This window comes from Streptomyces sp. NPDC052687 (assembly GCF_040678395.1).
Taxonomy (GTDB): Bacteria; Actinomycetota; Actinomycetes; order Streptomycetales; family Streptomycetaceae; genus Streptomyces.
In genome coordinates this window covers 1-25,684 of record NZ_JBFATR010000064.1, presented here as the reverse complement: position 1 = coordinate 25,684, position 25,684 = coordinate 1, and the positions used below count along the sequence as shown (strand labels likewise).

Here is a 25,684-nt window from a genome sequence, read left to right as displayed (position 1 = left end):
CACCCGGCACCTCCAGCCGCCGACCCGCTTCACAGACCGCGTAACGACCGGGAAGGACCACGATGACGCCGCAGCGCACCCCTCACGTGCTGATAGTGGGCGCCGGGATCGCCGGCATGTCGGCCACCATCGCCCTGCGGCGCACCGGCGCGGCGGTCGACCTCATCGACATCGAGCCCGGCTGGACGGTGAGCGGCGCCGGGCTGACGATCACCGGGCCGACGCTGCGCGCGCTGCGCCAGCTCGGGGTGTACGAGGAGGTCGCCGCGCAAGGGTACGTGGGGGAGGGCATCCGGGTGTGCGGCGTCGACGGCAGCCACATCCGGGACATCCCCACCCCGATGCCCGCCCAGGCGAAGGTGCACGGCTCCGGCGGCATCGGCCGCCCGGTGCTGTACCGGATCCTGTCCGCGAAGGTCCTCGCCTGCGGGGTGCGCCCGCGCTTCGGCACGTCCGTCACCCGCATCGTCCAGGACGCCGGCGGCGTGGACGTCACCTTCAGCGACCGCACCCGGGGCCGCTACGACCTGGTGGTCGCGGCGGACGGCATCTACTCGCGCACCCGCCGCCAGGTCTTCCCCGGCGCGCCCCGCCCGCACTACACGGGCCAGAGCGTGTGGCGCATGTTCGTTTCGCGCCCGCCGGGAATCGACCGCCGCCACTACTTCCTCGGCGGGGAGGTCAAGGTCGGCTGGACACCGGTGGCGGCCACCCGCATGTACCTGTTCGTGGTCGAGCGCACCCCGCGCCGCACCCGCCCGCCGCACGAACTGCCCGCCGCCCTCGCCCGCCTGCTGGCACCCTACGGCGGGCACGTCGGCGACTTCCGGGAGTCGATCGGCCCCGGCAGCGAGATCGCCTACCGGCCGCTGGAGACGTTCAGCCTGCCCGGCCCGTGGTACCGCGGGCGGGTGCTCCTCGTCGGTGACGCCGCCCACCCCACCACACCGCAGCTGGCCTCGGGCGCCGGCATCGCCGTCGAGGACGCGCTGGTGCTCGCCGAGGAACTCGCCCGCCACCGCACCGTCCCCGCCACGCTCCAGGCGTTCTCCGCCCGGCACGAGCAGCGGTGCCGGTTCGTCGTCGACAGCTCCATCGAGATCGGCCGGCTCGAACAGCGGCAGGCACCGCCGCACGCCCAGACCGCCGTCGTCGAACGCGCCCTGGCCCGGCTCGCCGAACCGATCTGAGCCGGTCTGAACACCCCGCTCCCGCGGGCCGGCGTGCCGGACGGTTCTACCCGGTGAGGGCCGGCCGGCCCGCGCCGGCGCGGGGGTAGCTGCCCAGCACGAACGCGGCGTGGCGCCGCACCAGGGCGTCGACGACCGTGCGCACGGGAGCGTCGTCGAGGTGCCCTTCGCACTCCAGGAGGAAGGAATAGGTGCCCAGGCCGAAACCGCCGGGCCGTGACAGCACGGCGGTCAGCGCGACACCCCGGCGGGTGAACTCCTCCAGCACGGCGTGCAGATGCTGCATCTGGCCGGCCAGCGGAACGACCAGGCTGGTGCGGTCGGCGCCGGTGGGCCCGCTGGTGGCGGCCACCGGCCGGGAGACCTGCACGAAGCGGGTCACCGCGTCCGTGCGGTCCCCGATGCCGTGGGCGACGATGTCCAGCCCGTAGCGGCGCAGCGCGTCCGGCGCGGCGATGGCCGCCCGGTGCGGGGCGCCCGCGGCGGCCACGTCCCGGGCCGCCTGCGCGGTGGAGGCGGCGCTGACCACCTCGGCCCGCGGCAGGTGAGCGCCCAGCCAGGTACGGCACTGGGCGTGCGCGACCGGATGGGTCACCACCTGCCGCACGGCGGCGAGGCTGCCGGCCGGGACGACGGCCAGCGCGAACTCCACCCGCAGCAGCGTCTCGGCGACGATCACCAGATCCCGCCCGCCGGCGAGCGCGTCGACGGACTCGGTGACGGCCCCCTCGACCGAGTTCTCCCACGGGACGACACCGGCCTGCTGCGTGCCGCGGCGCACCGCGTCAAGGACCTGGCGCACCGTCGGATACGGCACCGCCGCTCCCCGCGGCACGCCCAGCCCGCGCACGGCCGCCTCGGTGAACGAGCCCTGCGGGCCCAGATAGGCGACGGACATCAGCGATCCCTCCCGGCTCGCCGGCTCACCCGGCACTCCAGGCCCCGGCGACGGCCACGGCCTGGCGGGGGTTGAGCCGCGGGTCGCACAGCGTGGTGTAGCGCCGGGCGACGTCGGCGGACTGCGCCGGGCTCCAGACGCACTCGGTGACGTCGTCCGGGGTGGTCTCCAGGTGCAGGCCCGCCGCGACCCCGCCGGCTTCGGTGACCGCCTGCTGGAAGGCCACCACCTCCTCGATCACGGTGGCCACCGACCGGGTCTTCAGCCCGGCGGGCGTCTTGATCGTGTTGCCGTGCATCGGGTCGCACAGCCAGGACACCGGGTGCCCGGCCTCGACGACGGCCCTCACCAGCGCCGGCAGCCGGGCGGCGACCTGGCCGGCGCCCATGCGCGCGATCAGCGTCAGCCGGCCCGGCTCCCGGCCCGCGTCCAGCCGGGCGCACAGCTGCACCAGCTGCGCGGCGGTCATGGTGGGACCGACCTTGCAGGCCACGGGGTTGGCGACCTGGGCGAGCAGCTTCACGTGGGAGCCGTCCACGTCCCTGGTGCGTTCACCGATCCAGGGCAGGTGGGTGGAGGCCAGGTAGCTCTGGCCGCCCGCCGCGCGGCGCAGCAGCGGCCGCTCGTAGTCCAGCACGAGCGCCTCGTGGCTGGTCCACACCGGCGCCCCGGTCGGCGGCATCCAGGCGCCGGTACGCTGGCGCAGCAGCGTGGTGGCCTGCTGTGCCGCCGTGTAGCAGGCGAGCATCCGCTCCGCGTCCGCGCGGCGCTCCTCGACGGTGGCGGCGGGCCCGTTGACCAGATGGCCCCGGTAGACCGGCAGTTCCAGCCCGTCGACGGTCTCGGTGGGGGAGCTGCGCGGCTTGGCGAACTGCCCGGCGATGCGGCCGATGCGGATGACCGGCCTGCCGGTGTTGATCTTCATGACGCCGGCCAGCGCGTCGATCAGGCCGATCTTGCGGTTCACCGCCTGCGGGTGGCACTCGGCGGGGTCCTCCGCGCAGTCCCCGGCCTGGATGACCTGGTAGGTGCCGCCGGCCGCCTCGGCCATCAGCAGGCGCAGCATCTGCACCTCCTCCCAGCCCACCAGACCGGGCCGGGCGGCCAGTTCGGCCCGCACCGCGGACGCGCGCTGCGGATCGGCCCACACGGGCTGCTGCTCGGCGGCCACCAGCCGGCCCGCCGGGACACCGAGGGCCGCAGGCGGCCGCAGATCGCGGTCACGGACGGGAGATGCGAGGGGCGTCGCGGACATGATCAGGCTCCTTGGGGCAGAGGGGAGTCAGTGCCCGCAAGGGGGGCACCCAGGTCGGGGCGCAGCGCCGCCGCGGCACCGAGATAGACGTGATGCATGCCGTCACGCGGCCGCGGGCTGTGCACATGCGCCAGAATCCGGATGACGCGCTCGAGCGAGCCCGGAACCGCGATCTCGGCCGTGCACAGCAGCGGGACATCGTTAAGGCCCAGCTTCCTGGCCGCGGCCGCCGGGAAAGCCGAACGCAAATCGTGGGTGGTGGTGAAGACGATGCTGATCAAATCAGCATCGCCGAGCTCGTTGCGCCGCAGGATCTCGCCGAGGAGTTCCCGGGTGCCCTCTTCGATGAGTACGGGATCGTCACCGGCGACCTGGGTGGCACCGCGCACGGCACGCACGGCCACGGCGCCGGGGCCGGTCGCCCGGCTGGTCGGAATCGTCACGGGCTGACTCCAGTGTCTGCGAAGAACAAGACAGGACCGAGAGCGCCGCAGGCGGTCAGGCCCGCTGCCCGGCCAGCAGGCCGTACAGCGCGGCGATGGTGCGCGCGAAGGGCAGCTCCTGCGCGGGCAGCACCACCCGGAACTGCTTCTCCACCTGCGCGACGATCTCGATGAGGTTGAGCGAGTCGGCCTGGTAGTGGTCGAACAGGTCCGCGTTGTCGTCGATCTCGTCCTCGCCCAGAGCCAGGATCTCCGCGACGATCGCACGGATTCCGGCCAGGGAGTTGTCGGTGTCGTTCATCTGCCGTCCTTGTCTTGAGGGGATGCCGGCGCGGGGGGCAGCAGGCTCGCGGCAGGCCGCGAGACCACCAGGATCGAACCCACGTCGAGAACCGTTTCGCCGGCGCTGAGCGTCCGGCCGGTGAACTCACCGACCCCGCCGGAATGATGACGAAGCTGTACATGGTGTTCCAGGACGTCGCCGGGCACCGCCGGAGCGCCGTAGACCAGGTCGCGCACGCCGACCATCAGCGGCACCTCCTCCGGCGGGCCGAGCCCGGCCAGCGACCACAGCACGGACACCGCCTGGCCGAACGATTCGAGCACGAGCACCGACGGATACGCGTAACCGTCGATGCCGGCGCCGTCGGCCACGTCGCGGTAGCAGTCCTCCCCGCCGGTGACCGCCTTGGTGGCGACCAGGGAGCCGGGCGGCGAGAAGTGGCGCACGGTGTCCAGCAAAAGCATCGGAGGGCGCTGGCGCAGCCGGCCGCGCACCTGGCTGTGGTCAAGCACCGGCCACCACCGGCTCCAGGGTGAGGGACACTTCCGCCGCCATCAGCCCGTCACCGCGCGCACCGCGCGCACGGACCGTGACCCGGCCGTGCGCCCCCGCCGTGACGAGCAGGACCAGTTCCAGCTCGTCGCCCGCGAACAGCGGGCGCGCGAAGCGGGCACGGTCGATGCTGCGCAGCGAAAGCTCCCCGCCCACCGCACCGGCGGCCGCCTGGCGCACCGCGTCGATCAGCAGCACCCCCGGCAGGATCGGGAAGCCCGGATAGTGGCCGGCCATCTGCGCGGCCGCCCGCTCCACGGGCAGCCGCACCGTGACGCGCGTGCCCTCGGCCGTCCGCACGGCCTGCGGCGGGCCCTCGAGCGCGTCGAACACCTTCGCTGTCGGCGACGAGACAGGCACGGCGCTCCTCAGCCCAGGCCCGGCTCGTCGAGCAGACGCTGCGCGAGCGCCTCCACGTAGTCGGTGATCGTCACGTCGTGGTCGAGGTAGGGGACCACCTCACGCACCTGCTCGTACAGCCGCCGGGTCGCCGGCGACAGCCCCTGCGTGCCGCGGATGTCGACCGCCTGGCAGGCGCACAGCAGCTCGAAGGCGACCACGTAGGCGACGTTGTCCAGCACCTCCCGGGCCCGCCGGGCCGCGACGAAACCGAACGAGACGATGTCCTGGAAGTCCGCGGTCGAGGTCAGCGACTGGATGGACATCGGCATGGCCTTCGCCCGCGTCTCCGCGGTCAGCGAGGCGGTCATGAACTGGCCGCCCATCAGCCCCAGCCGCAGCCCCGGGTTCTCCTGGCACAAGAACGCCGGGAGCCCCTCGCTGTTGCTCTTGTCCAGGTACCGGTCGATGCGCCGGTTGGACAGGTTCATCAGCGTGGTCAGCGCGATCGCCAGATGGTCCATCGCCATGGCCACGTACTGCCCGTGGAAGTGCCCGTTGTGGAACACCTCGTTCTCGTCGGGGTCGACGAGCGGGTTGTCGTTGGAGGAGTTCAGCTCGTCCTCGACGACCTTCTCGATCGAGGCGAGACTGTCCACGACCGGACCGAGGATCTGCGGGGTGCACCTGATGGAGTAGGCGTCCTCGATGGACTGCGAACCCGCCTTGGCGGTCTTGCCCATCTCACCCGACAGCAGATGCTCGGTGTCCAGCTCGTCCACCGCCAGCGTGGAGTCGGCCAGCGTCTCCCACAGGAACCGGGCCACCTCCTGCTGCCCCTTGTGCGGCTTGAGGGCGTGCACCCGCGGATCGAACGGCTTGGTCTTGCCGGCCAGCGCCTCCACCGACAGAGCCGACACCAGCAGATACGACCGCAGCAGCCGCTGGGCCCGCGCCACGTTCAGACTGCCCAGGCCCACCATGCCGGAGGTGCCGTTGATCAGCGCCAGGCCCTCCTTGAAACTCAGCTCCATCGGCTCGATGCCCACCCGCCGCAGCGCCTCGGCACCGGGCAGCACCTCACCGTCCAGCCGCGCCTTCCACTGGCCGATGCACACCAGGGCGATCGCGGCCAGCGGCCCCAGGTCGCCGCTGGTGCCCAGCGACCCCTTCTCCGGCACACACGGCACCACACCGGAGTTGCGGATCGCGATCAGCTTGTCCAGGTTCGCCGGCGAGATCGCCGAGTTGCCCCGCGACAGCGACACGATCCGCGACGTCATGATCGCCCGGACCGTGACATCGTCGAGATGATCACCCACGTTGGTCGCCACGGCGTTGAGGAGGTTCTCCTGCAGCTGCCGCGCCATCGTCACCGGCACCAGGTAATTGACGAACCCGCCCATACTGGTGTTGACGCCGTAGATGACGCGTTCCTCCGCGACGAACTTCTCCAGCGTCCGGCGCGAGGCCTGCACCCGCGCGCGCACGGAGTCGTCGATGGCCACCGGATCGCCCGAGACCGCCGTCGACGCGACGTCGCTCAGCCGCACCCGCTGGTTGATGGACAAGGTGTAAGTCACGTAAAGCTCCTAAGCGTTGGCGTTCGTAGCGAGTCGTACATCCGATGTCCCCACCGGCCCCGGCACCCCGGACACCGCGGGCGCCGTGGGTGTGGCGGGTGGGGAGGCCAGCTGCCGGGCCAGCACCTCCCGGTCGACCTTGCCGTTCACGGTCAGCGGCAGCTGTGGCACGACGCGGACCGAACGGGGCACCATGTAGGCGGGCAGCTCCCGCGCACACACCGCCAGCGCCGCCCGCACGTCCAGCCGCGCCTGCGCGCCGTCCAGGACGACGGCCGCCATCAGCACGTGGTCCCCCGCCCGCGGCACCAGCACCGCCGCCGCCGCCGTCACCGACGGCAGACGGGTCAGCGTGCCCTCGATCTCACCCAGCTCCACCCGGTTCCCGCGGATCTGCACCTGGTGGTCGCAGCGGCCCACGAACACCAGATCACCCCCCGCGCCCACCCGGGCCAGGTCCCCGGTGCGCAGCACCTTCTGCCCGTGCCGCGACTCGACCGGGTCGGGCACCAGCACCGCCGCCGTCGCCTCGGGATCGTTCCAGTAACCGGTGAACAGGCACGGGCTGCGCAGGTAGATCTCCCCGATGCCGCCCGGCTCGGTGACGACCTCGCCGCGCTCGTCCACCACCGTCATCTCCGCGCCCGCGTGGGCGTGACCGATCGACAGCCGCTCCTGCCCGGCCGGCAGCGGATCGGGAACATCCGTGAACGAGGCGGCCATCGACTCCGTCGCCCCGTAACCGTTGACCAGCCGGACACCGGGCAGCATCTGCTGCAGCCGGCGCAGCTCCGGCAGCGGGAACTCCTCTCCCGCGAAGACCACCGACCGCAGCCGCCCCAACTGCGCGAGCAGCTGCGGGTCATGACGCAGCACCGGACGCCACAGCGAGGGCACACCGTGCACCTGGGTGACCCCGGCATCGCGCAGAAAACCGATCATGCGCCGCGGCGAGCCGAGATCCTCACGCCGCACCGGCACCAGCGCCGCGCCGCCGGCCAGCGCCACACCGATCCCGAACAGCGCGAAGTCGAACTGCAGCGGCGACGTGCTCGCCACCCGGTCACCGGGCCCGGCCAGCCGGTCGTGCAGCATCGCGCGCAGGAACGTCACGATCGCCCGGTGGCTCATCACCACACCCTTGGGACGGCCCGTCGACCCGGACGTGAAGACGATGTACGCGGTGTCGGTGGCCAGCACGGCACGCCGCCGGCGCACCCGGCGCGCCGGCGCACGCTCGACCACCAGACCCGCGGGGCCGAAGTACGCGCTGCCCTCCACCTCGACCGACTCCCTGCGCGCCAGGTGGCCGGCCCGGGCGTGCAGCGCCGGCTCGACCGAACCCACGATCGACACCAGGCGGGCGTCCGGTGTCTGCGGGCTCACCGTCACGAACGGCAGCCCCAGCAGCGAGCAGGCGAGCAGCATGGCCACCGCCGGCGCCGAGGTGTCCGCCTCGATCACCACACGGTCGCCGACATCGAGGCCCAGACCGTTCAGGACGTCCGCGTACTGCTGGGTCAGCACATCCAGCGCACGGTAGGAGACCTCCGTGAGCACCCCGTCCTCGTCCGCCTCCACCACCGCCGGCGCATCCGGGGAGACGGCCGCGGGCCCCATGAGCAGCCGGTAGAGGTTGTCCGCCGAAGCAAGCGGCCGTTCCATAGCGTCTCCCTTGTCGGTGAAGTGACGGCGGCGCGCGCCGGCCGCGGCCCTTCAAGGCCCGCGTCACGCCGGGGCCTTGAGCAACCCACCGTGGGACACCGCGATGGGCGCGGGACTGGAGCCCGTCTTGACCGCCGGTGTATCGGCAGGTCGGCGCCCTGCCCCACACCCCCGGGACCCGACCACCGCCACCCCCGCCCCAACCACCGCCCCCCCCGGGCCCTGACCACCCCCACCCCCGGCCCGAACCACCGCCACCCCCCTGGGCCCCAACCACCGCCACCCCCGGCCCGAACCGCCGCCACTCCCCGGCGCGCGCCTGCCGCCCGCCCCCCTGGAACCCGTCTCGGCGCGCGCCGCGCCTGCCCGCGCTCCAGCCAGGTACGAGGGACAGGCGAGGACGACGCCCTAGCGTCACTGGCGAACCGAACCGGCCAAGATCTCAAAGGGAGACCGCATGTCCTCCGAGGAGCACGAGTTCAAGCTGCCTGGCGCCGACCTCGCGCAGCCCGACGCCGAGCTGCGCAAGAAGCGCGAGGCGGTCGTCATGGAGCACACCATCGCCGAGCACGCCTGGGACATCGACGGGGTGCTCGCCACGTTCCCCCGCGGCGGCGTCTACCGGGTCATGGCGTACGAGGAGAGCCCGTTCATCGGTGAACAGGCCATCAAGGAGAAGTACTTCGCCGAACTGCGCGAGGCCTTCCCGCACCCCGAGCACGACCTGCTCCACGTCCACCACACGCCGACCGCGGTGATCCTGGAAGCCCAGTTCCGCGCCAAGCAGGAGGCCGACTGGCGCGGCATACCCAACCGCGGCAAGTCCGTCGACGCCCCCGTCGCCGTCTTCTTCCACTTCGACGGCGACGTCCTGGTCGACGAGACGCTCTACTTCGACATGGCCACCTTCGCCCGTCAGCTTGCCTGAGCCCGCAGTGCCGGGGCGCACGGACGCGGGCACCCCGGCAGCCGGCCCGGCCGGCCGCCCACGACAAGGACCACCACCCATGAGCCTGTCCAGGACGGACCGCACAGCACCGGTGCCGGCCCACTCCGCCGGGGTCCGCCCGATCCTCCTCGACGCCGCGGGCCTCACCCTGTCCGGCCTGCTGGCCCAGCCGCCCGACACCCCGCCCCGCGCGACCGTCGTCGCCGTGCACGGCGGCGGCATGCGGGCGGGCTACTTCGACGGGCAGGCCGACGCCGACCTGTCCCTGCTCACCCTGGGCGCCCGGCTCGGCTACACGGTGCTGGCCCTGGACCGGCCCGGCTACGGCCACTCCGCCGCACAGGCCCCCGCCGGCCTCACCCTCGACGAGCAGTCCGCCGTGCTGTCCGCCGCGCTGGAGGCGTTCGCCGCCCGCCACCGCGTCGGCCACGGCTTCCTCCTGCTCGCCCACTCCTACGGCGGCAAACTCGCCCTGACGACCGCCGCACGCACCCCCGGCCTGCTCGCCCTGGACGCCTCCGGCGTCGGCCACCGCTACGGCATCCAGCCCGACGAACGCCGCCGCCTGCGCCGCCACCTGGAATGGGAACGCAACTGGGGCCCGCTCGGCCTCTACCCGCCGGGCACCTTCCGCGCGGCCGGGCACCTCATCGCCCCCATCCCCGCCCGCGAGGCCGCCGAAGTACCCCTGTGGCCGGCGATGTTCGACGAACTCGCACCCCGCATCGGCATCCCGCTGCGCCTGACCTTCGCCGAGCACGAGGCCTGGTGGCAGCACGAGGAAGCCGACCTCGCCGACCTGACCTCCCGCCTGACCAAGGCACCCCTCGTCCGCGTCGAGCGCCAGCCGGGCGCCGGCCACAACATCAGCCTCGGCCGCGCCGCCCGCCCCTACCACCTGCGCGCTCTGGCCTTCTTCGACGAAGCCCTGCGCACCGCCGGCCACGACCCGGCCGGCACCCCCGCCCCCGCCTCCTGACCGGGCGACGGCCGCCCGGCCCCGCACACACCACGGGGCGCCCCGCGGCGGGGGGTGAACAGCCCGTGATTTTCTCATGCCCCGTGTGTGACCCGTTCGCTGCCCATGCCACCTACCCGCTTCCATACTGGAGTCGCGAGCGGGGGCCGCGGGGGAGCCGCACATGTCGTCGGCTCCGACAGCCTGAGGAGGTCGGTAGACCGTGAAGTCCCCCACCGAGAATGCCACCCCGCGCCTGCACCACCTGTGGTCGCTGCGCGAGGACACGGTGGTCGGATGGGAAGAGGAAGGCCGGGCCCTGCTGCTCAGCGGACCCCTGGGCACCGAACGGGTCGAGGACCCCGCGCCCGAGGTCGCCGAGATGCTGCGCCGCATGGAACTCGGTCCCGTGCTGCTCACCAACCTGGTCGAGACCGGCGACACCCACCCCGGCGGGCACAGCACCTACGCGGTGGTGCTGTCGGTGCTGCGCGGGATCTCCCACGTGGTGATCAGGACACTCTCCCTGGAGGACCTCAAGGGGCCGGTGCTGTCGGTGGTGCCGGTCGACCGCACCGCCCGCTTCTCCCTCGTCCACCTGCCGGCCCAGCGCCGGGTACGGCTGCGGCCCACCGTGACGATCACCGTGCGCGGGGACGTGCTGGTCATCCAGTCCCGCGTCATGGACCACCGGGTGGAGATCCACCGCCCCGAGGCGATGTGGGTGGTGTCCCTGCTGGCCTGGCCGACCACCCCCGACGCCATCGTCGACATGCTGCCCCTGCCCGCGGAGCTGACCCGGCAGATACTGGGCTACCTGGCCGGCGCGGGCATGACGGTGACCGCCAACTGACCACCCTGCACCCGCCACCGGGGGCCGGGGCCGGCCGGGCCGCTCACAGCAGCCAGCCCGACTCGCGCGCGATACGGATCGCGTCCACCCGGTTGCGGGCGTTGAGCTTGGTCACGGCCGTGGTGAGGTAGTTGCGCACCGTGCCCGCGGACAGCCGCAGCTGACCGGCGATCTCCTGCGGCTCGGTGCCCTGCGCGGCCAGCTGCAGCACCTCCGTCTCACGGCTGGTCAGCGGGCTCTCCCCGCCGCCCCAGGCCGCCAGCGCCAGCTGCGGGTCGACCACCCGCTGCCCGGCCGCGACCCGGCGCACCGCCTGGGCCAGGTCACTGGGCGGCGCGTCCTTGAGCAGGAAACCCGCCACCCGCGCCGACATGGCCCGGCGCAGCGTGCCCGGACGGCCCAGACTGGTCAGGATCAGCGTGCGGCACTCCGGCACCCGCTCGTGCAGCAGCTCGGCCGCGCTCAGCCCGTCCAGACCCGGCAGGTCGATGTCGATGATGGCGACGTCCGGCCGGTGCTCACGGGCCGCGTTCAGGATCTGGTCCCCCCGCTCCAGCTCGGCGACCACCTTCAGGTCGTCCTCCAGATTGAGCAGAGCCACCAGCGCGCCCCGAACCATGTGCATGTCCTCGGCCAGGATGATCCGTATCATCGTCGCCCTCCCCCTACACCGCAAATCCTTCGAGACTACCCAACCCCCGCCCACCGGGCGGGCGTTCACACCGCGATGCCGCTCGGCCCGAACGGCTCTTCCTCGCCGGCGAATCCGCCCGCCCGCCCGCCCGCGTCATGCGGCCCGGCCGCCCGCACCGGCGCCTGGGCGGTCAGCCGGAACACGTCCGAACCGCCCTCGCCCGCCAGACGGCGCACGGTCAGCCGGCCGCCGATGCCCTCCAGCCGCTGCTGGAGGTTGCCCAGACCGGTGCCGCTGTGCGGCGACGGCACCTGATGCCCCTGCACCAGACCGTCGTTGACGATCCGCAGGCGCACCAGATCGTCCTCGACCCGGGCGGAGATGTGGCAGTACGAGGCCTTGGAGTGCCGCAGCAGATTGGTGACCCCCTCGCGCAGCACCGTGGCCAGCACCGTGGACGTCGCCGTGCCCAGGTGCTCGACGGCGTCGTCACACTCGACACTGACCTCGACATCGGCGGCGGCCAGCACCGACTCGGCGGAGGTCAGCTCCGAACCCAGCGCCATCTCCCGGTACCCGCTGGCGACCCGGCGCACATCGGCCAGCGCCTGGCGGGAGATGCCGAGCACCTCGTCGACCTCCTCGCGGGCCCGCATCGGGTTGGCCGGGATCAGCCGGTGGATCAGCTCGTTCTTCAGCGTGATCGCCGAAAGGCTGTACCCGAGCAGATCGTGCAGGTCCCGGGCGAAACGTAACTGCTCGTTGCTGACGGCCAGCCGGGCCAGATCCGCGCGGGCCCGGTGCAACTGCTCCACCAGACTGGTCAGCCGGCTCAGCCCGTACACCACCAGACCGGTCAGCGCCGTGGTCTGGCCCATGTACACGATGTCGACCACGCTGCGGTCGTCCAGGATGCCCGGCACCAGCAGACTCAGCGTCGTCAGCCCGTACAGCGTCCAGCCCCACGGGGCCGGCAGCAGCAGGAGCACGGACCCGGCGAAGAACCCGGCCATCGCCCCCCAGGACACCCCGAACCACATCAACGGCAGGTACGACAAGACCCCTTGGCCGGCCAGCGTCAGCACCTTGGTGCGCATCCGCGCCCCGGCCATGGCGGGGGAGGAGTGCACCAGCTGCAGCAGGAACACCAGCACCAGACACGTCAGCGCCAGCGCCAGCCCGGACGCGGCCAGCCGCTGGGTGAGGATGTTGAGGAAGGTGATCGCCAGGTAGCAGAACAGCGCGGCCACCAGAATGCCCCGGGCGGTTCTGGTGGCCACGCTGCGGTGGTCCTGCGATGGACCGGAACGCGACAGAAAACTCCAGGGATCGGGACGGTCCACCTCGTACGAGCCCCCCTCGTGTCCGAATCTGGTTCGAAACCATACCGGACTTCATGCCGGACAGAGCGCTGCTGCGGCACGGCGAACACGGACACGGAGGACGTGCAACTGGCCGGAAATGAACGCTTCACACGAACAGCGGGATCGGGTTGAGCTGCTCGTAGGGGGTGGGGCGGGAGAGCCGTCCGAGTGCGACCGGCACATCGAACAGCCGGCCCGGCGCATACCTGGCCCAGAAGTGCCGCAGACCCGGGGCCATCACCTTGACCACCGGCATTCCCACCTCCGGCCGGGTCTGGTCCAGGACGAGAAGCTCCATGCCCTTGCCGCCGACGAGTTGCGTGATCGCTTCGACGTCGTCCAGCAGGTCGGTGCGCGGAGCATAGTCCCAACTGCCGGGCGTACGCGGCCGCAAGGCCGGATCCGGCAGCAGATACGGCTGGTTGACGACGGTCGCCTGCCGCCACCAGCGCACCGGCAGCGCGTCGGTGATGCCGTAGCCGCCCCCGGGCAGGCCGTCGCCGACCGCCGGCAGCAGCTGCCCCATCTCCGTCAGCGCCCGGCGCAGGGCGACCGCCGGATCGAAATGGGCACCGAAACCGAAGATGATGTCCTCGCCGGGCGCGCCCTCGCGCCGCGACAGCGCCACCACCGCGGGGATACCGAGGTCGCTGGTCAGATCCAGCGCCCACACCCGGCGCCCCAGCCGCCCGTACCCCTCCTGCAGCCGGCCGATGTACGGCTCGCCGAACGACTCCAGGTCGATCGCCGGCTGCCGGGTGCGATTGTACCACCACAGGGCGACCGCGTCGCGCTCCACCAGCTCCAAAAACCCCTGCACCAGGGCGTCCTCCGGGCTGCTGCCCGCCGCGTTGCCGTTGGAGTCGGCATAAGGTGCCCGCGAACCGGCCCCGTCGCGGGGGAAGTACAGCATCGAGGTGGGCAGCAGCCGGTGGCACCGCCCGGTCAGCGACCACACCGGCGTCCACTCCACCGGCCGCTGCTCGTCGAAGGGCTCGGGCACATGATGGAAGGGCGAGCCGGAACGGTTCCACAGCTCGCGCTCACGGAACTGCCGCTGCGCGTACAGCTGGCAGGCGTGCGGATGGATCGCCTGCTCGCCCAGCCCGGCCAGGGTGTCCACCACGACCGGCTCGTCGCCGTGCCGGGTGCCGCTGTAGCGTTCCACCGCCTCGCACAGCGCGCTGGTGCGGGCCTCGGCGTCGGTCAGGCCCTTGCCGCCGCTGAGCGCGCGCAGCCCCGCCGGGCCCCGCTCACGCATCGCCAGGTTGCGCCCCGACACATAGGTCGTGGCGAACTCCGGTGCGCCGGGCGCCGGTTCGAGTGCGGAGACGATCCCGGTGACCGGGCTCACCAGGTGCCCGTAGCGCTCAAGGACCTGGTCGGGGGTCAGCGCCCGGTGCCCGCCGCCGCCGGGGGCGGCCTTGGGCCGCGACACGGGCACGAACGGCGCGCGCACCCGCCGGGCCGTCAGCTGCGGGTCACCGCAGGAAGGGCACTGGGGGACCCGCGGCACCGCGTGGACGCGGGTGCGCAGGGTGAGGGTGTCGACCGTGCGGACGGCGCCCTGATCGGCGTAGCGCAGGCCGGCCAGCCACTTGGCGGCCTCCAGCACCGCGCTCTGCGCGGCCATGACCCGGCCCGCGGACAGCGAGGCGATCGGCCGGCCCAGCGGCCCCTCCAGGGCCAGCGCCTGCCTGAGCGGCCCCTCGTAGCTGCGGTGCTGCTCCACCCGCAGGGCCAGGCACGTCCAGCAGGGGCCCTCGCCGGGCCGGAAGAACGGCCCGATCCACGGCTCGTAGCCGCACAGGCGGGCGAGCAGCCACGGCCGGCCCGCCGCCCGGTGCTCGGCGTCGACCCGCTCCAGCTCGGGGGAGAGGTAGTCGTCGCACAGCACCAGTGTGAGGTCGGTGTCGCTGTCGGCCACGGTCAGGCCCGAGTCGGCGCCGGCGGCGAGCACCGCGGCGGCGTCGACGCCGGCCAGCGGCAGGATCCGCAGCCGTGAGCAGGCCAGGCCGGCCGCGGCCCGCGCGCCGTCCAGGCCGGCCAGGTCCCAGTACGCCTCGGCGACCGGGTCACCGGCCGCGGCCGAGGGGGCCGGGGTGCCGAAGCGCAGCAGCCCGGCCTCGCTCAGGAGCCGCAGCCCGCCCTGCGCCTCCTCGGCGGTCAGGGCGGGCGCGGCGGCCTGAAGGATCTGGGTGAGGGACCGGGTGCCGTCGAGCAGCGGGACCAGCACCTCGGCCAGCGCGCCGTGCAGGGCGGTCACGCCCTGCCGCGAGACCAGGTAGGTCGCCTCGCCGGGGACCGTCGCCGGACGCAGGTGGTGCCGGAATCCGACGAGGGCTTCCCCGTCCTGGGGGGCACCCGGCCCCGGTCTCCTGGAAGGCGGCAATTCTGTCGTCATATCCACGACCCCGCGACGGAGTCGCTCTCGACGGCCACCGGCGCCGCGGTGGGGGCGCCGTAGGTGTAGGTCAGAGCGACGTTCGCGGGGATCGGGCCGGCGCACAGGGTGAACGCGGGAGCGTCGGCCGCCGCCTCGGCGCAGAAGGTGAAGCGCACCGCTGAGCCGGCGCGGTGGCCGAGGTGCTCGACCACGAGGAGCGGACGTGCGGGAACTGCCTCGGTGATGCGCGCCGGGCCGGTGTCCGTGCTGACACTCGCATGGCTCATCGGAGTAGATCCTCACTGTCGTGGTGGGCTGGTGCTCCAATGACCGGAATTCTTCGACGCGCGCCCACCTCGCGGACAGTGTCGGGTTCATCGCCGACGGGTGAAGTTCTCACTCAACCGGAGATGCCCGCTCCGCCGGCCGCCCCCTTGAGCGGCTCCCACCAGTCGCGGTTGTCGCGATACCACCGTACGGTTTCCGCGAGCGCCTCCTCGAAACCCCTGCGGGGCCGGTAACCCAGCTCCTGGCGGATTTTGGTGCAGTCCACCGAGTAGCGCCGGTCGTGGCCCTTGCGGTCCTCGACGTGCTCGACACTGTCCGCCCAGCTCGCGCCGCACGCCCGCAGCAGCAGCGCGGTCAGCTCCCGGTTGGACAGCTCGGTGCCGCCGCCGATGTTGTAGATCTCACCGGCCCGGCCCCTGGTGCGCACCAGCTCGATGCCCTGGACGTGGTCGTCGATGTGCAGCCAGTCGCGGACGTTGCCGCCGTCGCCGTACAGCGGGACCTTCCTGCCGTCCAGCAGGTTCGTCACGAACAGCGGGATGACCTTCTCGGGGAACTGGTGGTGCCCGAAGTTGTTCGAACAGCGGGTGACCCGCACGTCCAGACCGTGCGTGCGGTGGTACGACAGCGCGATCAGGTCGCTGGACGCCTTCGACGACGAGTACGGCGAGTTCGGCTCCAGCGGATGGTCCTCGGGCCAGGAACCCTCCTCGATCGAGCCGTACACCTCGTCGGTGGAGACGTGCACGAAGACCTCGATGCCGGCCCGGTGCGCCGCGTCGGTGAGCGTGTGCGTGCCCACCACGTTGGTGCGCACGAACTCCGCGCCCCCGTCGATCGACCGGTCGACATGCGACTCCGCGGCGAAGTGCACCACCTGGGCGTGCTCGGCCATCAGCTTGGCGACCAGCTCGGGGTCGCAGATGTCGCCCTGCACGAACGAGAACTGCGGGTGGTCGCGGACCTCGTCGAGGTTGGCGGGGTTGCCCGCGTAGGTCAGCTTGTCCAGCACGGTGATCGAGACATCACCGGGGCCGTCGGGGCCCAGGACGGTGCGCACGTAGTGCGAGCCGATGAACCCGGCCCCGCCGGTGACCAGGACCCGGGTCGTCATGACACACCCCCGGCCACCGTGCGGGAACCGGGCGGCACGGGCCGGGCGGCGACGGCGCCCGCCGGCCCGGCGGACAGCCCCGCGCCGTGCGGGGTCGAGGGTCGGATGCAGAGCATGGCACGTTCTCCTTCTCAGGCTACGCGGGCGGGCGGCGTCAGGCGGTGACGGGCCGCGACCTCGGTGACATAGGCGCCGTAAGCGGTGCCCGCCATCTCCTCGCCGAGGCGCCGGCAGTGCTCGGCGGTGATGTAACCGCGGTTGAGCGCCACCTCCTCGACACAGGCGATCCACTCGCCCTGGCGCTGCTCGACCAGCTGGACGTACTGCGCCGCCTGCAGCAGCGAGTCGTGGGTGCCCATGTCCAGCCAGGCGAAGCCGCGGCCCAGCTCGGTGAGCCGGGCCCGGCCCTGCGCCAGATAGGCGAGGTTGACATCGGTGATCTCCAGCTCGCCCCGCGCCGAGGGGGAGAGGTTCTTCGCGATCCCGACCACGTCGCTGTCGTAGAAGTACAGCCCCGTCACCGCGATGTTGGAGCGCGGCTCGGCGGGCTTCTCCTCCAGCGACAGCAGCCGGCCGTCGGCGTCGATCTCCCCGATCCCGTAGCGGTGCGGATCGCGCACCCGGTAGCCGAACAGCGCCGCGCCGTCGAGCCGGCGCAGCGCGTCGTCCAGGAGCAGCGAGAACCGCGGCCCGTGGAAGATGTTGTCGCCCAGCACCAGCGCGACCTGGTCGTCCTCGATGAAGTCGGCGCCGATGACCAGCGCCTCGGCGATCCCGCGCGGCTGGTCCTGCTCGGCGTAGGAGATGTTCAGACCGAGCCGGGAGCCGTCACCCAGCAGGGCGCGGAAGCTGTCGGAGTGGTCCCTGGAGGAGATCACCAGGATGTCCCGGACACCGGCCAGCATCAGCACGGAGAGCGGATAGTAGATCATGGGCTTGTCGTAGACCGGCAGGATCTGTTTGGACAGCGCACCGGTCAGCGGGCGCAGCCGGGTGCCGCTGCCGCCGGCGAGGATGATGCCCTTCATCTCGGCCTTCCTTGAACGTCGTCGGTGGGGTGGTTTTCCGGTCCCTCGTGGCATCCGCCGGGCCCTCGACGAGCCGGGCAGCCCCGCCGGCTCCCGCCCGCACGAGGCCCCCCCCTTTTTTCCCGGCGCGGCGCGGCGGGGCGCACGCGGCGCGGCGGACGAAAGCTGTGCGGCGGGGTGGACGCGGCGCGGCGGACGGCGGGTGGACGCGGTGCGGCGGACGGCGGGTGGACGCGGTGCGGCCGGTCCGGGGAAGGCAGGGCCTGCCCGAGTCCGCTGCCCGATCGTGCGGCCGTGCGATCGAGCGCAGACGGAGAAGCACTGGAGGCCCCGCACCCCTGTACGGCGTGGAACGGGATTCGACCACCGCTCGAGCAGCGCTGCCTAGCTTCGACGTGATGCCCTGCGCGCTCGGTATCCGGGCCGGCGCCCGGTCACCGGACCGCGCCACGCACACCGGTGTCCCCCCATGGTGAAGTCGGAAGGAAACCCCTGAATGAGTACTGACAACGTCGCCGCCGGCGGCAAGACCGCCGGGGTGGGGAAGTCCCCGGGCATGGCCATCCTGATCACGGGCCTGACCGCCTTCATGGCCGGACTCGACAATCTGGTGGTCCTCGTCGCACTGCCCACCATCAGGGACGACCTCGGTGGCAGCCTGGAGGACCTGGAATGGACGGTGAACGCCTACACGCTGTCGTTCGCCATGCTGATGATGTTCGGCGCCTCCCTGGGCGACCGCTTCGGGCGCCGCCGCATGTTCATCGTCGGCCTGCTGGTGTTCACCGCCGCGTCGGCCGGGGCCGCCGTGGCACCGGGCATCGGCGAGCTGATCGCCGCCCGCGTCATCCAGGGAGTCGGCGCCGCCATCATCATGCCGCTCTCCCTCACCCTGCTCACCCACGCCGTGCCCGCGGCCAAGCGCGGCGCCGCCCTCGGCATCTACAGCGCGGTCAGCGGACTGTCCATCGCCGGCGGCCCGCTGGTCGGCGGCATCGTGACCGAACACATCTCCTGGCACTGGATCTTCTGGATCAACGTGCCGGTCGGCCTGCTGCTCGTCCCGGCCGCCTGGCGCGCCCTGGCCGAGAGCCACGGCCCCAACGACCGCCTGGACGTGCCCGGCACGGTCCTGAGCGGCCTGGGCATCCTCGGCCTCGTCTACGGCCTGATCCGCGCCGGCGGCCACGACGGCTGGGGCGCCCCGCTGGTCGCCGGCCCGCTGGCCGCCGGCACCGTGCTGCTCGTGCTGTTCGTCCTGTGGGAACAGCGCAGCCGCGCCCCCATGCTGCCGATGCGCATGTTCCGCAACCGCGCCTTCAGCGCCGTCAACGCCGGCGCCCTGCTGATGGCCTTCGGCATGTACGGCGTGGTCTTCCTCATCACCCAGTTCATGCAGACCATCCAGCACATGTCACCCACCGAGGCGGGCGTGCGGATGCTGGCGTGGACGGCGATGCCGCTGCTGATCGCCCCCGTCGCGGGCATCCTCTCGGACCGGATCGGCGGCCGCCCCGTGGCCGTCTTCGGACTCGCCATGCTGGCCGCCGGATTCGCCTACTGGGCACTGGTGATGAGCCCCGATGCCTCCTACCTCGAGCAGCTGCCCGGCTACCTCCTGGGCGGCGTGGGCGTCGCCTGCTTCTTCGCCCCGCTGTTCAACCTGACGATGAGCTCCGTCGACCCTGCCGAACAGGGCATCGCCTCCGGCGCCAACTCCGCCGCCCGCGAACTGGGCGCACCCCTGGGCGTGACCGTCCTGACCACCGTCTTCACCCACAACGGCGGCTACGCCTCGGGCCAGAACTTCGTCGACGGCTTCAAGCCCGCCCTGTGGATCGGCGCGGCCGCCATGGCGACCGCCGCCGTCGTGATGCTCTTCGCCTCCCGCACCACCCCCGCCGGCCAGGAGGAACCCGACAGCGGCGAACCCGCCCTGGAAGCCGCCGTACCGGTCCCCACGGCCACCCGCTGACCCCCTGGGAACGCCGACCCGCGGCCCGGCGCGACACGCTCGCGCCGGGCCGCGCGGACAGGGCATCCCCCGCCGTCTTCCCTCACGCCACCGGCAGAAAGGCCGCGCGCACCATGAAGGTTCTCTTCGCAAGTCTTGGAAACTACGGACACGTCTTCCCCCTGATGCCGCTCGCCGAGGCGGCACGCGACGCCGGCCACGAGGTCTGGTTCGCCACCAGCGAGCAGTTCCACCCGATCGTCGAGAAGTCGCAGCTCATCCCCGTCGCCGGCGGCATCACCGTCCCCGAGGCGTTCATCGAGGCGGCCGGCGGACAGGCGTTCCTGGACGCCAACGGCGGCTCCGCACAGGCCAGTGACATCCCCCCGCACGTCCTGGCGAGCCTGGCCGTCAAGGCGTTCGGCTCCGTCCTGCCGCGCGCCGTCCACGCGGACGTCACCCGCGCCCTGGAGTCCGTCCAGCCCGACCTCGTCGTCTACGAGAGCCTCAACCCGGGCGCCGGCTTCGCGGCCGCCGCCGCGGGCGTGCCCGCCGTGTGCCAGGCCATCGGCCGCGTCACCCCCCACCCCGACACCGACCCGCTGATCCAGCGGGAACTGTTCACCACCGCGAGCGACCTGGGCGTCGCCGACAAGATCGCCCCCAGCCGCAGCCTGGGCCACCCCTACATCGACATCTGCCCGCCGTCCGTGCAGGATGCGGACTTCCTCGCCTCGGACATCCGGATCATCCCGCAGCGCCCCGTCCCCTTCGGCGAACCGGGCGAGCTGCCCGCGAGCGTCACCCAGGGCGAGGGCCCGCTGGTCTACCTCAGCTTCGGCACCGTGGTCACCTCCGCGCAGCTGCTGCGCACCGCGATCGACGGCCTGCTGCCGCTGGGCGTGCGCGTCCTGGTCGCGACCAGCTCCGTGGTGGACCCGGCCGAGCTGGGCGAGCTGCCGGAGCGGGTCGTGGCGCTGTCGTGGGTGCCGCAGGTCGAGGCGCTGCGCCACGCCGACGTCGTCGTCCACCACGGCGGCCACGGCACCACCCTGGCCTCGCTGGCCGCGGGGCTGCCCCAGCTGATCCTGCCGCGCGAGGGCGACGGCCACGGCAACGCGCCCGCGGTGAGCGCGGCCGGAGCGGGACGCCTGCTGCTCGGCGACGCCGTGACCGCCGAGGCCGTGCAGGCCGAGGTGCGCACGCTGCTGAGCGACGACACCTACCGGGACGCCGCCCGCAAGATCGCCCAGGAGATCGCCGAGCTGCCCGGCCCGGCCGAGACGGTCGCCCGGTTCCCCGAGTTCGCCCGCTGACCGCTCCCGCACCGCACGCCGCCCCCTCCGGCCCGGCACCGGCGGGCGCGGCCCCGGCCGGATCCGGTACGCGCCCGCGCCCCGCGCTCACCCACCCGAGCACGGGGCGCGGGCGCGCGGCAAGGCCGGCGTCCACGGGCGTTCAAGTCGTCGTCCACTTCCGCGACCGGTGGCCCCGCCCACACTTGCAAGCCCCGGCCCTCCGCCGCACCGCGACGACACGGCGGCGCGGCCGGTCTTCCCGGAAATCCGCCCCCGGCCCTTCCCGGGCGCGCACCCCGGCGCCCGCCCCCGCCCCCTCGGGCTGTCGCCGCACCCCCGGTGCTCTTCAACCGCCGACCGGCAGTCATGGCCCGTGAAGTCGAAAGGAAGTAGCAGGATGCATCCCGAGGTGAACGGTGCCGACGACTTTCTGAGGTCGGCGGTGGACTGGGAGTCCCCGCTGACCCCCGACGCGGGTGTCTTCCTCAAACAGAGGGAGGAGTCCGCCTCGTACGAGGTGCAGCGCATACCGCTGGCCGACCTGCCCAACTGGCATCTGGGCGACCGGCTCAACCGCGCCGACGGCAAGTTCTTCACCGTCGAGGGCCTGCGCGTGCACACCGACTTCGGACCGGTACGGCAATGGAGCCAGCCGATCATCGTCCAGCCGGAAGTCGGCATCCTCGGCATCATCGTCAAGCGGTTCAACGGCGTGCTCCACTTCCTCATGCAGGCGAAGATGGAGCCCGGCAACACCGCCTTCGTCCAGTACGCGGCGACCGTCCAGGCGACCCAGAGCAACTACAAGCGCGTCCACGGCGGCAGGGCCACCCCGTACCTGGAGTACTTCCTGGAGGGCACACGGCGACGCGTCCTGTTCGACCAGCTCCTTTCCGAGCACGGCTACTGGTACCTGTACAAGAGGAACCGCAACATGATCGTCGAGGTTCCCGAGGACGAGGACGTACCCGTCGAGGAAGACTTCACCTGGCTCACCCTGGGCCAGCTGCGCCGGCAGCTGCTGCTGGGCAACCGCGTCAACATGAACGCCCGCACCGTGCTGTCCGGCATCGCCTACGGCACCGCCCGCGAGGAGCGGCCGTCCTACGCCGGGCAGACCGACGCCTTCCACGCCGACCTGCTGACCTCGCACCGCACACCGGTCCGCGCGGCCGACCTCGCCACCACGCTGACGTGGTTGTTCGACCAGAAGGCGGCCTACAGCCTGGACGTGCGGCGCACCAGTCTGCGCGAGATGGACGAATGGATCGTCGACGACGACAGCATCCGCCATCGCGACGGCCGCATCTTCGACATCCTCGGCTTCTCGGTGCGGGCGACCAGCCGGGAGGTCGGCACCTGGTGGCAGCCCATGCTCGAACCCCGCCCCGGCAACACCGTGGCCCTGATCTGCCGGCGGCGGGCGGGCGTGCTGGAGTTCCTGCTCCAGGCCACCGTCCAGCCCGGCCTGACGGACCGTCTGGAACTGGGACCCACCGTGCAGTTCTCCCCGGGCTACCACCGCGGCCCGCAGGACTTCCCGCCGCTGACCGCCTACCTCGACGCCCCCGCCCCCTGGGTCCGCCTGGACACGGTCCAGTCGGAGGACGGCGGACGCTTCTCCCGCGCGGACACGCGCCACCTGGTCGTCGAAGTCCCCGAGGACCACGAGATCGACGTACCGGACAACTACCGGTGGATGACCCTCGGCCTGCTCAGCCGCCTCATCCACTTCGGATACCACGTCAACGTCGAGGCCCGGAGCCTGGCCGCATGCCTGCTGTGAGCGGCCCCGGCCCCGCCGGCCCGCTTACCGGCGCGCCGTACCCGACGCCCACGTCCCCCCGAAGCCGCAGCGTGCCGGGACCCGCCCCGCACCCGCGGCACGCGGGCACGCTGCCCGCACCCGATCCCGCCCGGACGCTGGAGGCAGCGCTGTGACCGTCAAGTCCCCGCTCATCGTGGTGCTGGGCGCCGCCGGCTTCGTCGGCTCCGCCGTCCTGCGCGAACTGGCACGCCACCCGGTACGGATACGGGCCGTCTCCCGCCGCCCGTGCCCCGTCCCCGAGGACGCCCGCGCCGAGATCGAGGTGATCTCCGCGGACCTGACCGAACCCGGCCGGATGGCCGCCGCCGTCCAGGACGCCGACGTCGTCATCCACGCCCTGGCGTACATCGCGGGGGCGTCCACCTGGCGCATCACCGACGGCGACGAGGGCGCCGCCCGCGTCCACGTGGGCCTGATGCGCGACCTGCTGCACGCCCTCGGCGAGCGCGCCACCTCCCCGCCGCCGACCGTGCTGTTCACCGGATCGGTCACCGCCGCCGGCACCGCCGACAAGGAGGTCCTGGACGGCAGCGAGCCCGACCGGCCCAAGGGCTACTACGAACGCCTCAAACTCGAAGCGGAACGACTGCTGCTGGAGGCCGACGCGGCGGGCACGGTGCGCGGCGCCTGCCTGCGCCTGACCACCCTGTACGGCTACAGCCCCGGCTCCACCGCCCGGGACAAGGGCATCGTCTCCACGATGACCCGCCGCGCGGTGGCCGGCGAGCCCCTGACCATGTGGCACGACGGCTCGGTGCGCCGGGACCTGCTCCACGTCGACGACGTCGCCCGCGCCTTCTGGGCCGCGATCGCCCGCATGGACGTCCTGCACGGCAAGCGCTGGCTGATCGGCACCGGCCGGGCCGCCCCGCTCGGCGAGGTCTTCCGGCAGGTCGCCGCGCTGGTCGCCGAGCAGACGGGCAAGGAGGCGGTGCCGGTGGTCTGCGTGGAGCCGCCCGAGTACGCCGAGGTCAGCGACTTCCGCAGCGTGACCGTCGACTCTGCCGCCTTCCGGGCCGCGACCGGCTGGGAACCGCAGGTGTCCCTGGACGAAGGCCTGCGCCTGACCACGCGGTTCTGCTCCAGCGGCCGCGAGGCCGGCGTGTCCTGAGCCCGCCCCCGCACAAGCATCCACCCCCCTGAACGAGGAGAAGGTCGCGTGATCTACACACAGCTGGGCCGTACCGGTCTGCGGGTCAGCAGGCTGGCCCTGGGCACCGTCAACATCGGTGGCCGGGTGGAGGAGCCGGAGGCCCACCGCCTCATGGACCATGCGCTGCAGCGGGGCATCAACCTGGTCGACACCGCCAACACCTACGGCTGGCGCGTCCACAAGGGCCACACCGAGGAAGTCATCGGCCGCTGGCTCGCCAAGAACCCCGCCCGCCGCGACGAGGTCGTCCTGGCCACCAAGGTGGGCGACCCGATGAGCGACCACGGCCTGAACGACCACGGCCTGTCGGCCCGCAACATCGTCGCCTCCTGCGAGGCGTCCCTGCGCCGGCTGGGCACCGACTGGATCGACCTGTACCAGATGCACCACCTGGACCGGACCGTGGGCTGGGACGAGGTCTGGCAGGCCATGGACCTCCTGGTCACCCAGGGCAAGGTGCGCTACGTCGGCTCGTCCAACTTCGCCGGCTGGGACATCGCCACCGCGCAGGCCGCCGCCCAGCGCAGGAACAGCCTGGGCCTGGTCTCCGAGCAGTTCGTGTACAACCTCGTCACCCGGTACACCGAACTGGAGGTCATCCCCGCCGCCCAGGCACACGGGCTCGGCCTGCTGGTGTGGTCGCCGCTGCACGGCGGCCTGCTCGGCGGCGTGCTGCGCAAGCTGGCGACCAACTCCGCCGTCAAGTCCGCGCAGGGCCGCGCGCTGGAGGCCCTGGACGCGCAGCGCGACACCATCGAGGCCTACGAGAAGCTGTGCGCCGAGCACGGCCTGGACCCGGCGGTGGTCGGCATGGCCTGGACGCTGTCCCGCCCCGGCGTGACGGCCGCGGTGATCGGACCGCGCACCGAGCAGCACATCGACGGCGCCCTCGAAGCCCTGGACCACACCCTCCCGGCCTCCCTGCTGGCCGGACTCGACCGGCTCTTCCCGCCGATCGGCAAGGGCGGACCCGCCCCCGACTGCTGGCTGAGCTGACCCCCGCACACCACCGCACCGGCGCCCGGGCGGCGCCTCGCGTCCCGCTCGCGCCGCCGCCGGCGCCGGGCGCGCTCCAGAGCGGCTCGACCGCCGGCCGCGATGCTCTGACCGAAACCCGCCCCTGCCCGCCCCCCTTTTCCCGACAGCCAGCCGAAAGAGGCCACAGATGTCCCGCAACCACCACACCCTCGTCCAGAGCTTCGTCGACATGATCAACAACCACGACGTCAGCACGATGGAGGAGCACACGGCCCCCGGCCACCTCGACCACAACCCGGCGGTCGCCGACGGCATCGACGCCAACCGGGCGTTCTGGGTCCAGGTGTTCTCCGCCTTCCCCGACCTGAAGGCCGAGCTCCACGACGTCATCGCCGAAGGCGACCGCGTCGCCGCGCGCCTGGAGTACAGCGCCACCCACCAGGGCACCTTCCTCGGCATACCGGCCAGCGGACGCCCGGTGAACTTCCAGTCCATCGACATCTGGCGGGTGCAGGACGGCCTGCTCGCCGAGCACTGGGACCAGCTGAACATGGACGACCTCTTCCGCCAGCTCGGCGTCGACCCGGCACCGGCCGCACAGGCCTGCACCCAGGCCAGCCACCCGAAGAAGATCAACGTGGGGACGGCCAGGATCGCCAGGATCCACAGCACTACGGTCATCGGGAACTGT

The 25,684-nt window shown here is 72.6% G+C and carries 24 protein-coding genes; 10 read left to right on the top strand and 14 right to left on the bottom strand.

Annotated elements, in window-relative coordinates; translation table 11 throughout:
• Positions 1–62: 62 nt before the first annotated feature.
• A complete protein-coding gene (locus tag AB0K92_RS31030) occupies positions 63–1,190 on the top strand; it encodes an FAD-dependent monooxygenase (protein WP_365928413.1) in 1,128 nt (375 codons plus the stop codon).
• 46 nt (positions 1,191–1,236) lie between these two features.
• On the opposite strand, the gene pheA is transcribed toward AB0K92_RS31030, so the two are convergent.
• The 8 genes from pheA to AB0K92_RS30990 form a co-directional block, all read right to left on the bottom strand.
• Positions 1,237–2,088, bottom strand: a complete 852-nt coding sequence (gene pheA / locus AB0K92_RS31025; protein ID WP_365928411.1) for a prephenate dehydratase — start codon at positions 2,086–2,088, stop codon at positions 1,237–1,239.
• A gap of 25 nt (positions 2,089–2,113) precedes the next feature.
• Positions 2,114–3,343, bottom strand: a complete 1,230-nt coding sequence (locus tag AB0K92_RS31020) for a 3-deoxy-7-phosphoheptulonate synthase (protein WP_365928409.1) — start codon at positions 3,341–3,343, stop codon at positions 2,114–2,116.
• A gap of 2 nt (positions 3,344–3,345) precedes the next feature.
• Complete coding sequence (aroH, locus tag AB0K92_RS31015) at positions 3,346–3,747, bottom strand: chorismate mutase (protein WP_365928427.1); 402 nt, start codon at positions 3,745–3,747, stop codon at positions 3,346–3,348.
• Between the two features lie 94 nt (positions 3,748–3,841).
• Complete coding sequence (locus AB0K92_RS31010; RefSeq protein WP_365928407.1) at positions 3,842–4,087, bottom strand: acyl carrier protein; 246 nt, start codon at positions 4,085–4,087, stop codon at positions 3,842–3,844.
• Entirely contained in the window at positions 4,084–4,563 is a 480-nt protein-coding gene (locus tag AB0K92_RS31005; protein WP_365928405.1) for a hypothetical protein, read from the bottom strand. The genes AB0K92_RS31010 and AB0K92_RS31005 overlap by 4 nt, the downstream gene beginning before the upstream one ends.
• Positions 4,564–4,573: 10 nt before the next feature.
• A complete protein-coding gene (locus tag AB0K92_RS31000; RefSeq protein WP_365928403.1) occupies positions 4,574–4,981 on the bottom strand; it encodes a hypothetical protein in 408 nt (135 codons plus the stop codon).
• Positions 4,982–4,989: 8 nt separating this feature from the next.
• Complete coding sequence (locus AB0K92_RS30995) at positions 4,990–6,543, bottom strand: phenylalanine aminomutase (D-beta-phenylalanine forming) (RefSeq protein ID WP_365928401.1); 1,554 nt, start codon at positions 6,541–6,543, stop codon at positions 4,990–4,992.
• A gap of 9 nt (positions 6,544–6,552) precedes the next feature.
• On the bottom strand, positions 6,553–8,208 hold the full coding sequence (locus AB0K92_RS30990; RefSeq protein WP_365928399.1) for an AMP-binding protein: 1,656 nt from the start codon (positions 8,206–8,208) through the stop codon (positions 6,553–6,555).
• Between the two features lie 457 nt (positions 8,209–8,665).
• Here AB0K92_RS30990 and AB0K92_RS30985 point away from each other — a divergent pair, with 457 nt between their 5' ends.
• The 3 genes from AB0K92_RS30985 to AB0K92_RS30975 all read left to right on the top strand — a co-directional run bounded on the left by AB0K92_RS30985 (position 8,666) and on the right by AB0K92_RS30975 (position 10,968).
• Positions 8,666–9,136, top strand: coding sequence for a nuclear transport factor 2 family protein (locus tag AB0K92_RS30985; RefSeq protein WP_365928397.1), 471 nt, complete (start codon positions 8,666–8,668; stop codon positions 9,134–9,136).
• 79 nt (positions 9,137–9,215) lie between these two features.
• A complete protein-coding gene (locus tag AB0K92_RS30980) occupies positions 9,216–10,136 on the top strand; it encodes an alpha/beta fold hydrolase (protein WP_365928395.1) in 921 nt (306 codons plus the stop codon).
• A gap of 202 nt (positions 10,137–10,338) precedes the next feature.
• A complete protein-coding gene (locus AB0K92_RS30975) occupies positions 10,339–10,968 on the top strand; it encodes an NADH oxidase (RefSeq protein WP_365928393.1) in 630 nt (209 codons plus the stop codon).
• Positions 10,969–11,011: 43 nt separating this feature from the next.
• Here AB0K92_RS30975 and AB0K92_RS30970 read toward each other — a convergent pair whose 3' ends face one another.
• The 6 genes from AB0K92_RS30970 to rfbA all read right to left on the bottom strand — a co-directional run bounded on the left by AB0K92_RS30970 (position 11,012) and on the right by rfbA (position 17,782).
• Positions 11,012–11,620, bottom strand: a complete 609-nt coding sequence (locus AB0K92_RS30970) for a response regulator transcription factor (RefSeq protein WP_165994914.1) — start codon at positions 11,618–11,620, stop codon at positions 11,012–11,014.
• A 65-nt stretch (positions 11,621–11,685) separates the two neighbouring features.
• The gene (locus AB0K92_RS30965; protein WP_365928391.1) at positions 11,686–12,882 is read right to left on the bottom strand and encodes a histidine kinase; all 1,197 of its coding nucleotides are present in this window, start codon (positions 12,880–12,882) and stop codon (positions 11,686–11,688) included.
• A 190-nt stretch (positions 12,883–13,072) separates the two neighbouring features.
• Positions 13,073–15,370: a TOMM precursor leader peptide-binding protein gene (locus AB0K92_RS30960; RefSeq protein WP_365928389.1), complete on the bottom strand. Its 2,298-nt coding sequence runs from the start codon at positions 15,368–15,370 to the stop codon at positions 13,073–13,075.
• The gene (locus tag AB0K92_RS30955) at positions 15,367–15,639 is read right to left on the bottom strand and encodes a hypothetical protein (RefSeq protein ID WP_365928387.1); all 273 of its coding nucleotides are present in this window, start codon (positions 15,637–15,639) and stop codon (positions 15,367–15,369) included. Before AB0K92_RS30955 ends, AB0K92_RS30960 begins: the two co-directional genes overlap by 4 nt.
• A gap of 113 nt (positions 15,640–15,752) precedes the next feature.
• Positions 15,753–16,754 (bottom strand): dTDP-glucose 4,6-dehydratase, encoded by a 1,002-nt coding sequence (gene rfbB, locus AB0K92_RS30950; protein ID WP_365928385.1) that lies wholly within the window; start codon positions 16,752–16,754, stop codon positions 15,753–15,755.
• Between the two features lie 131 nt (positions 16,755–16,885).
• Entirely contained in the window at positions 16,886–17,782 is an 897-nt protein-coding gene (gene rfbA, locus AB0K92_RS30945) for a glucose-1-phosphate thymidylyltransferase RfbA (RefSeq protein WP_165994919.1), read from the bottom strand.
• 556 nt (positions 17,783–18,338) lie between these two features.
• Here rfbA and AB0K92_RS30940 point away from each other — a divergent pair.
• The 6 genes from AB0K92_RS30940 to AB0K92_RS30915 form a co-directional block, all read left to right on the top strand.
• Complete coding sequence (locus AB0K92_RS30940) at positions 18,339–19,757, top strand: DHA2 family efflux MFS transporter permease subunit (RefSeq protein WP_365928425.1); 1,419 nt, start codon at positions 18,339–18,341, stop codon at positions 19,755–19,757.
• Between the two features lie 113 nt (positions 19,758–19,870).
• Positions 19,871–21,052 carry a nucleotide disphospho-sugar-binding domain-containing protein gene (locus AB0K92_RS30935; RefSeq protein WP_365928383.1) on the top strand — a complete coding sequence of 394 codons (1,182 nt, stop codon included), beginning with the start codon at positions 19,871–19,873 and terminating at the stop codon, positions 21,050–21,052.
• A gap of 379 nt (positions 21,053–21,431) precedes the next feature.
• Entirely contained in the window at positions 21,432–22,820 is a 1,389-nt protein-coding gene (locus AB0K92_RS30930; RefSeq protein ID WP_365928381.1) for an NDP-hexose 2,3-dehydratase family protein, read from the top strand.
• A gap of 151 nt (positions 22,821–22,971) precedes the next feature.
• A complete protein-coding gene (locus AB0K92_RS30925; protein WP_365928379.1) occupies positions 22,972–23,973 on the top strand; it encodes an NAD-dependent epimerase/dehydratase in 1,002 nt (333 codons plus the stop codon).
• Positions 23,974–24,021: 48 nt separating this feature from the next.
• Positions 24,022–25,011, top strand: coding sequence for an aldo/keto reductase (locus tag AB0K92_RS30920; protein ID WP_365928377.1), 990 nt, complete (start codon positions 24,022–24,024; stop codon positions 25,009–25,011).
• Positions 25,012–25,180: 169 nt separating this feature from the next.
• Positions 25,181–25,684, top strand: a 504-nt coding sequence (locus tag AB0K92_RS30915; RefSeq protein ID WP_365928375.1) for an ester cyclase, incomplete at its 3' end; no start/stop codon positions are given.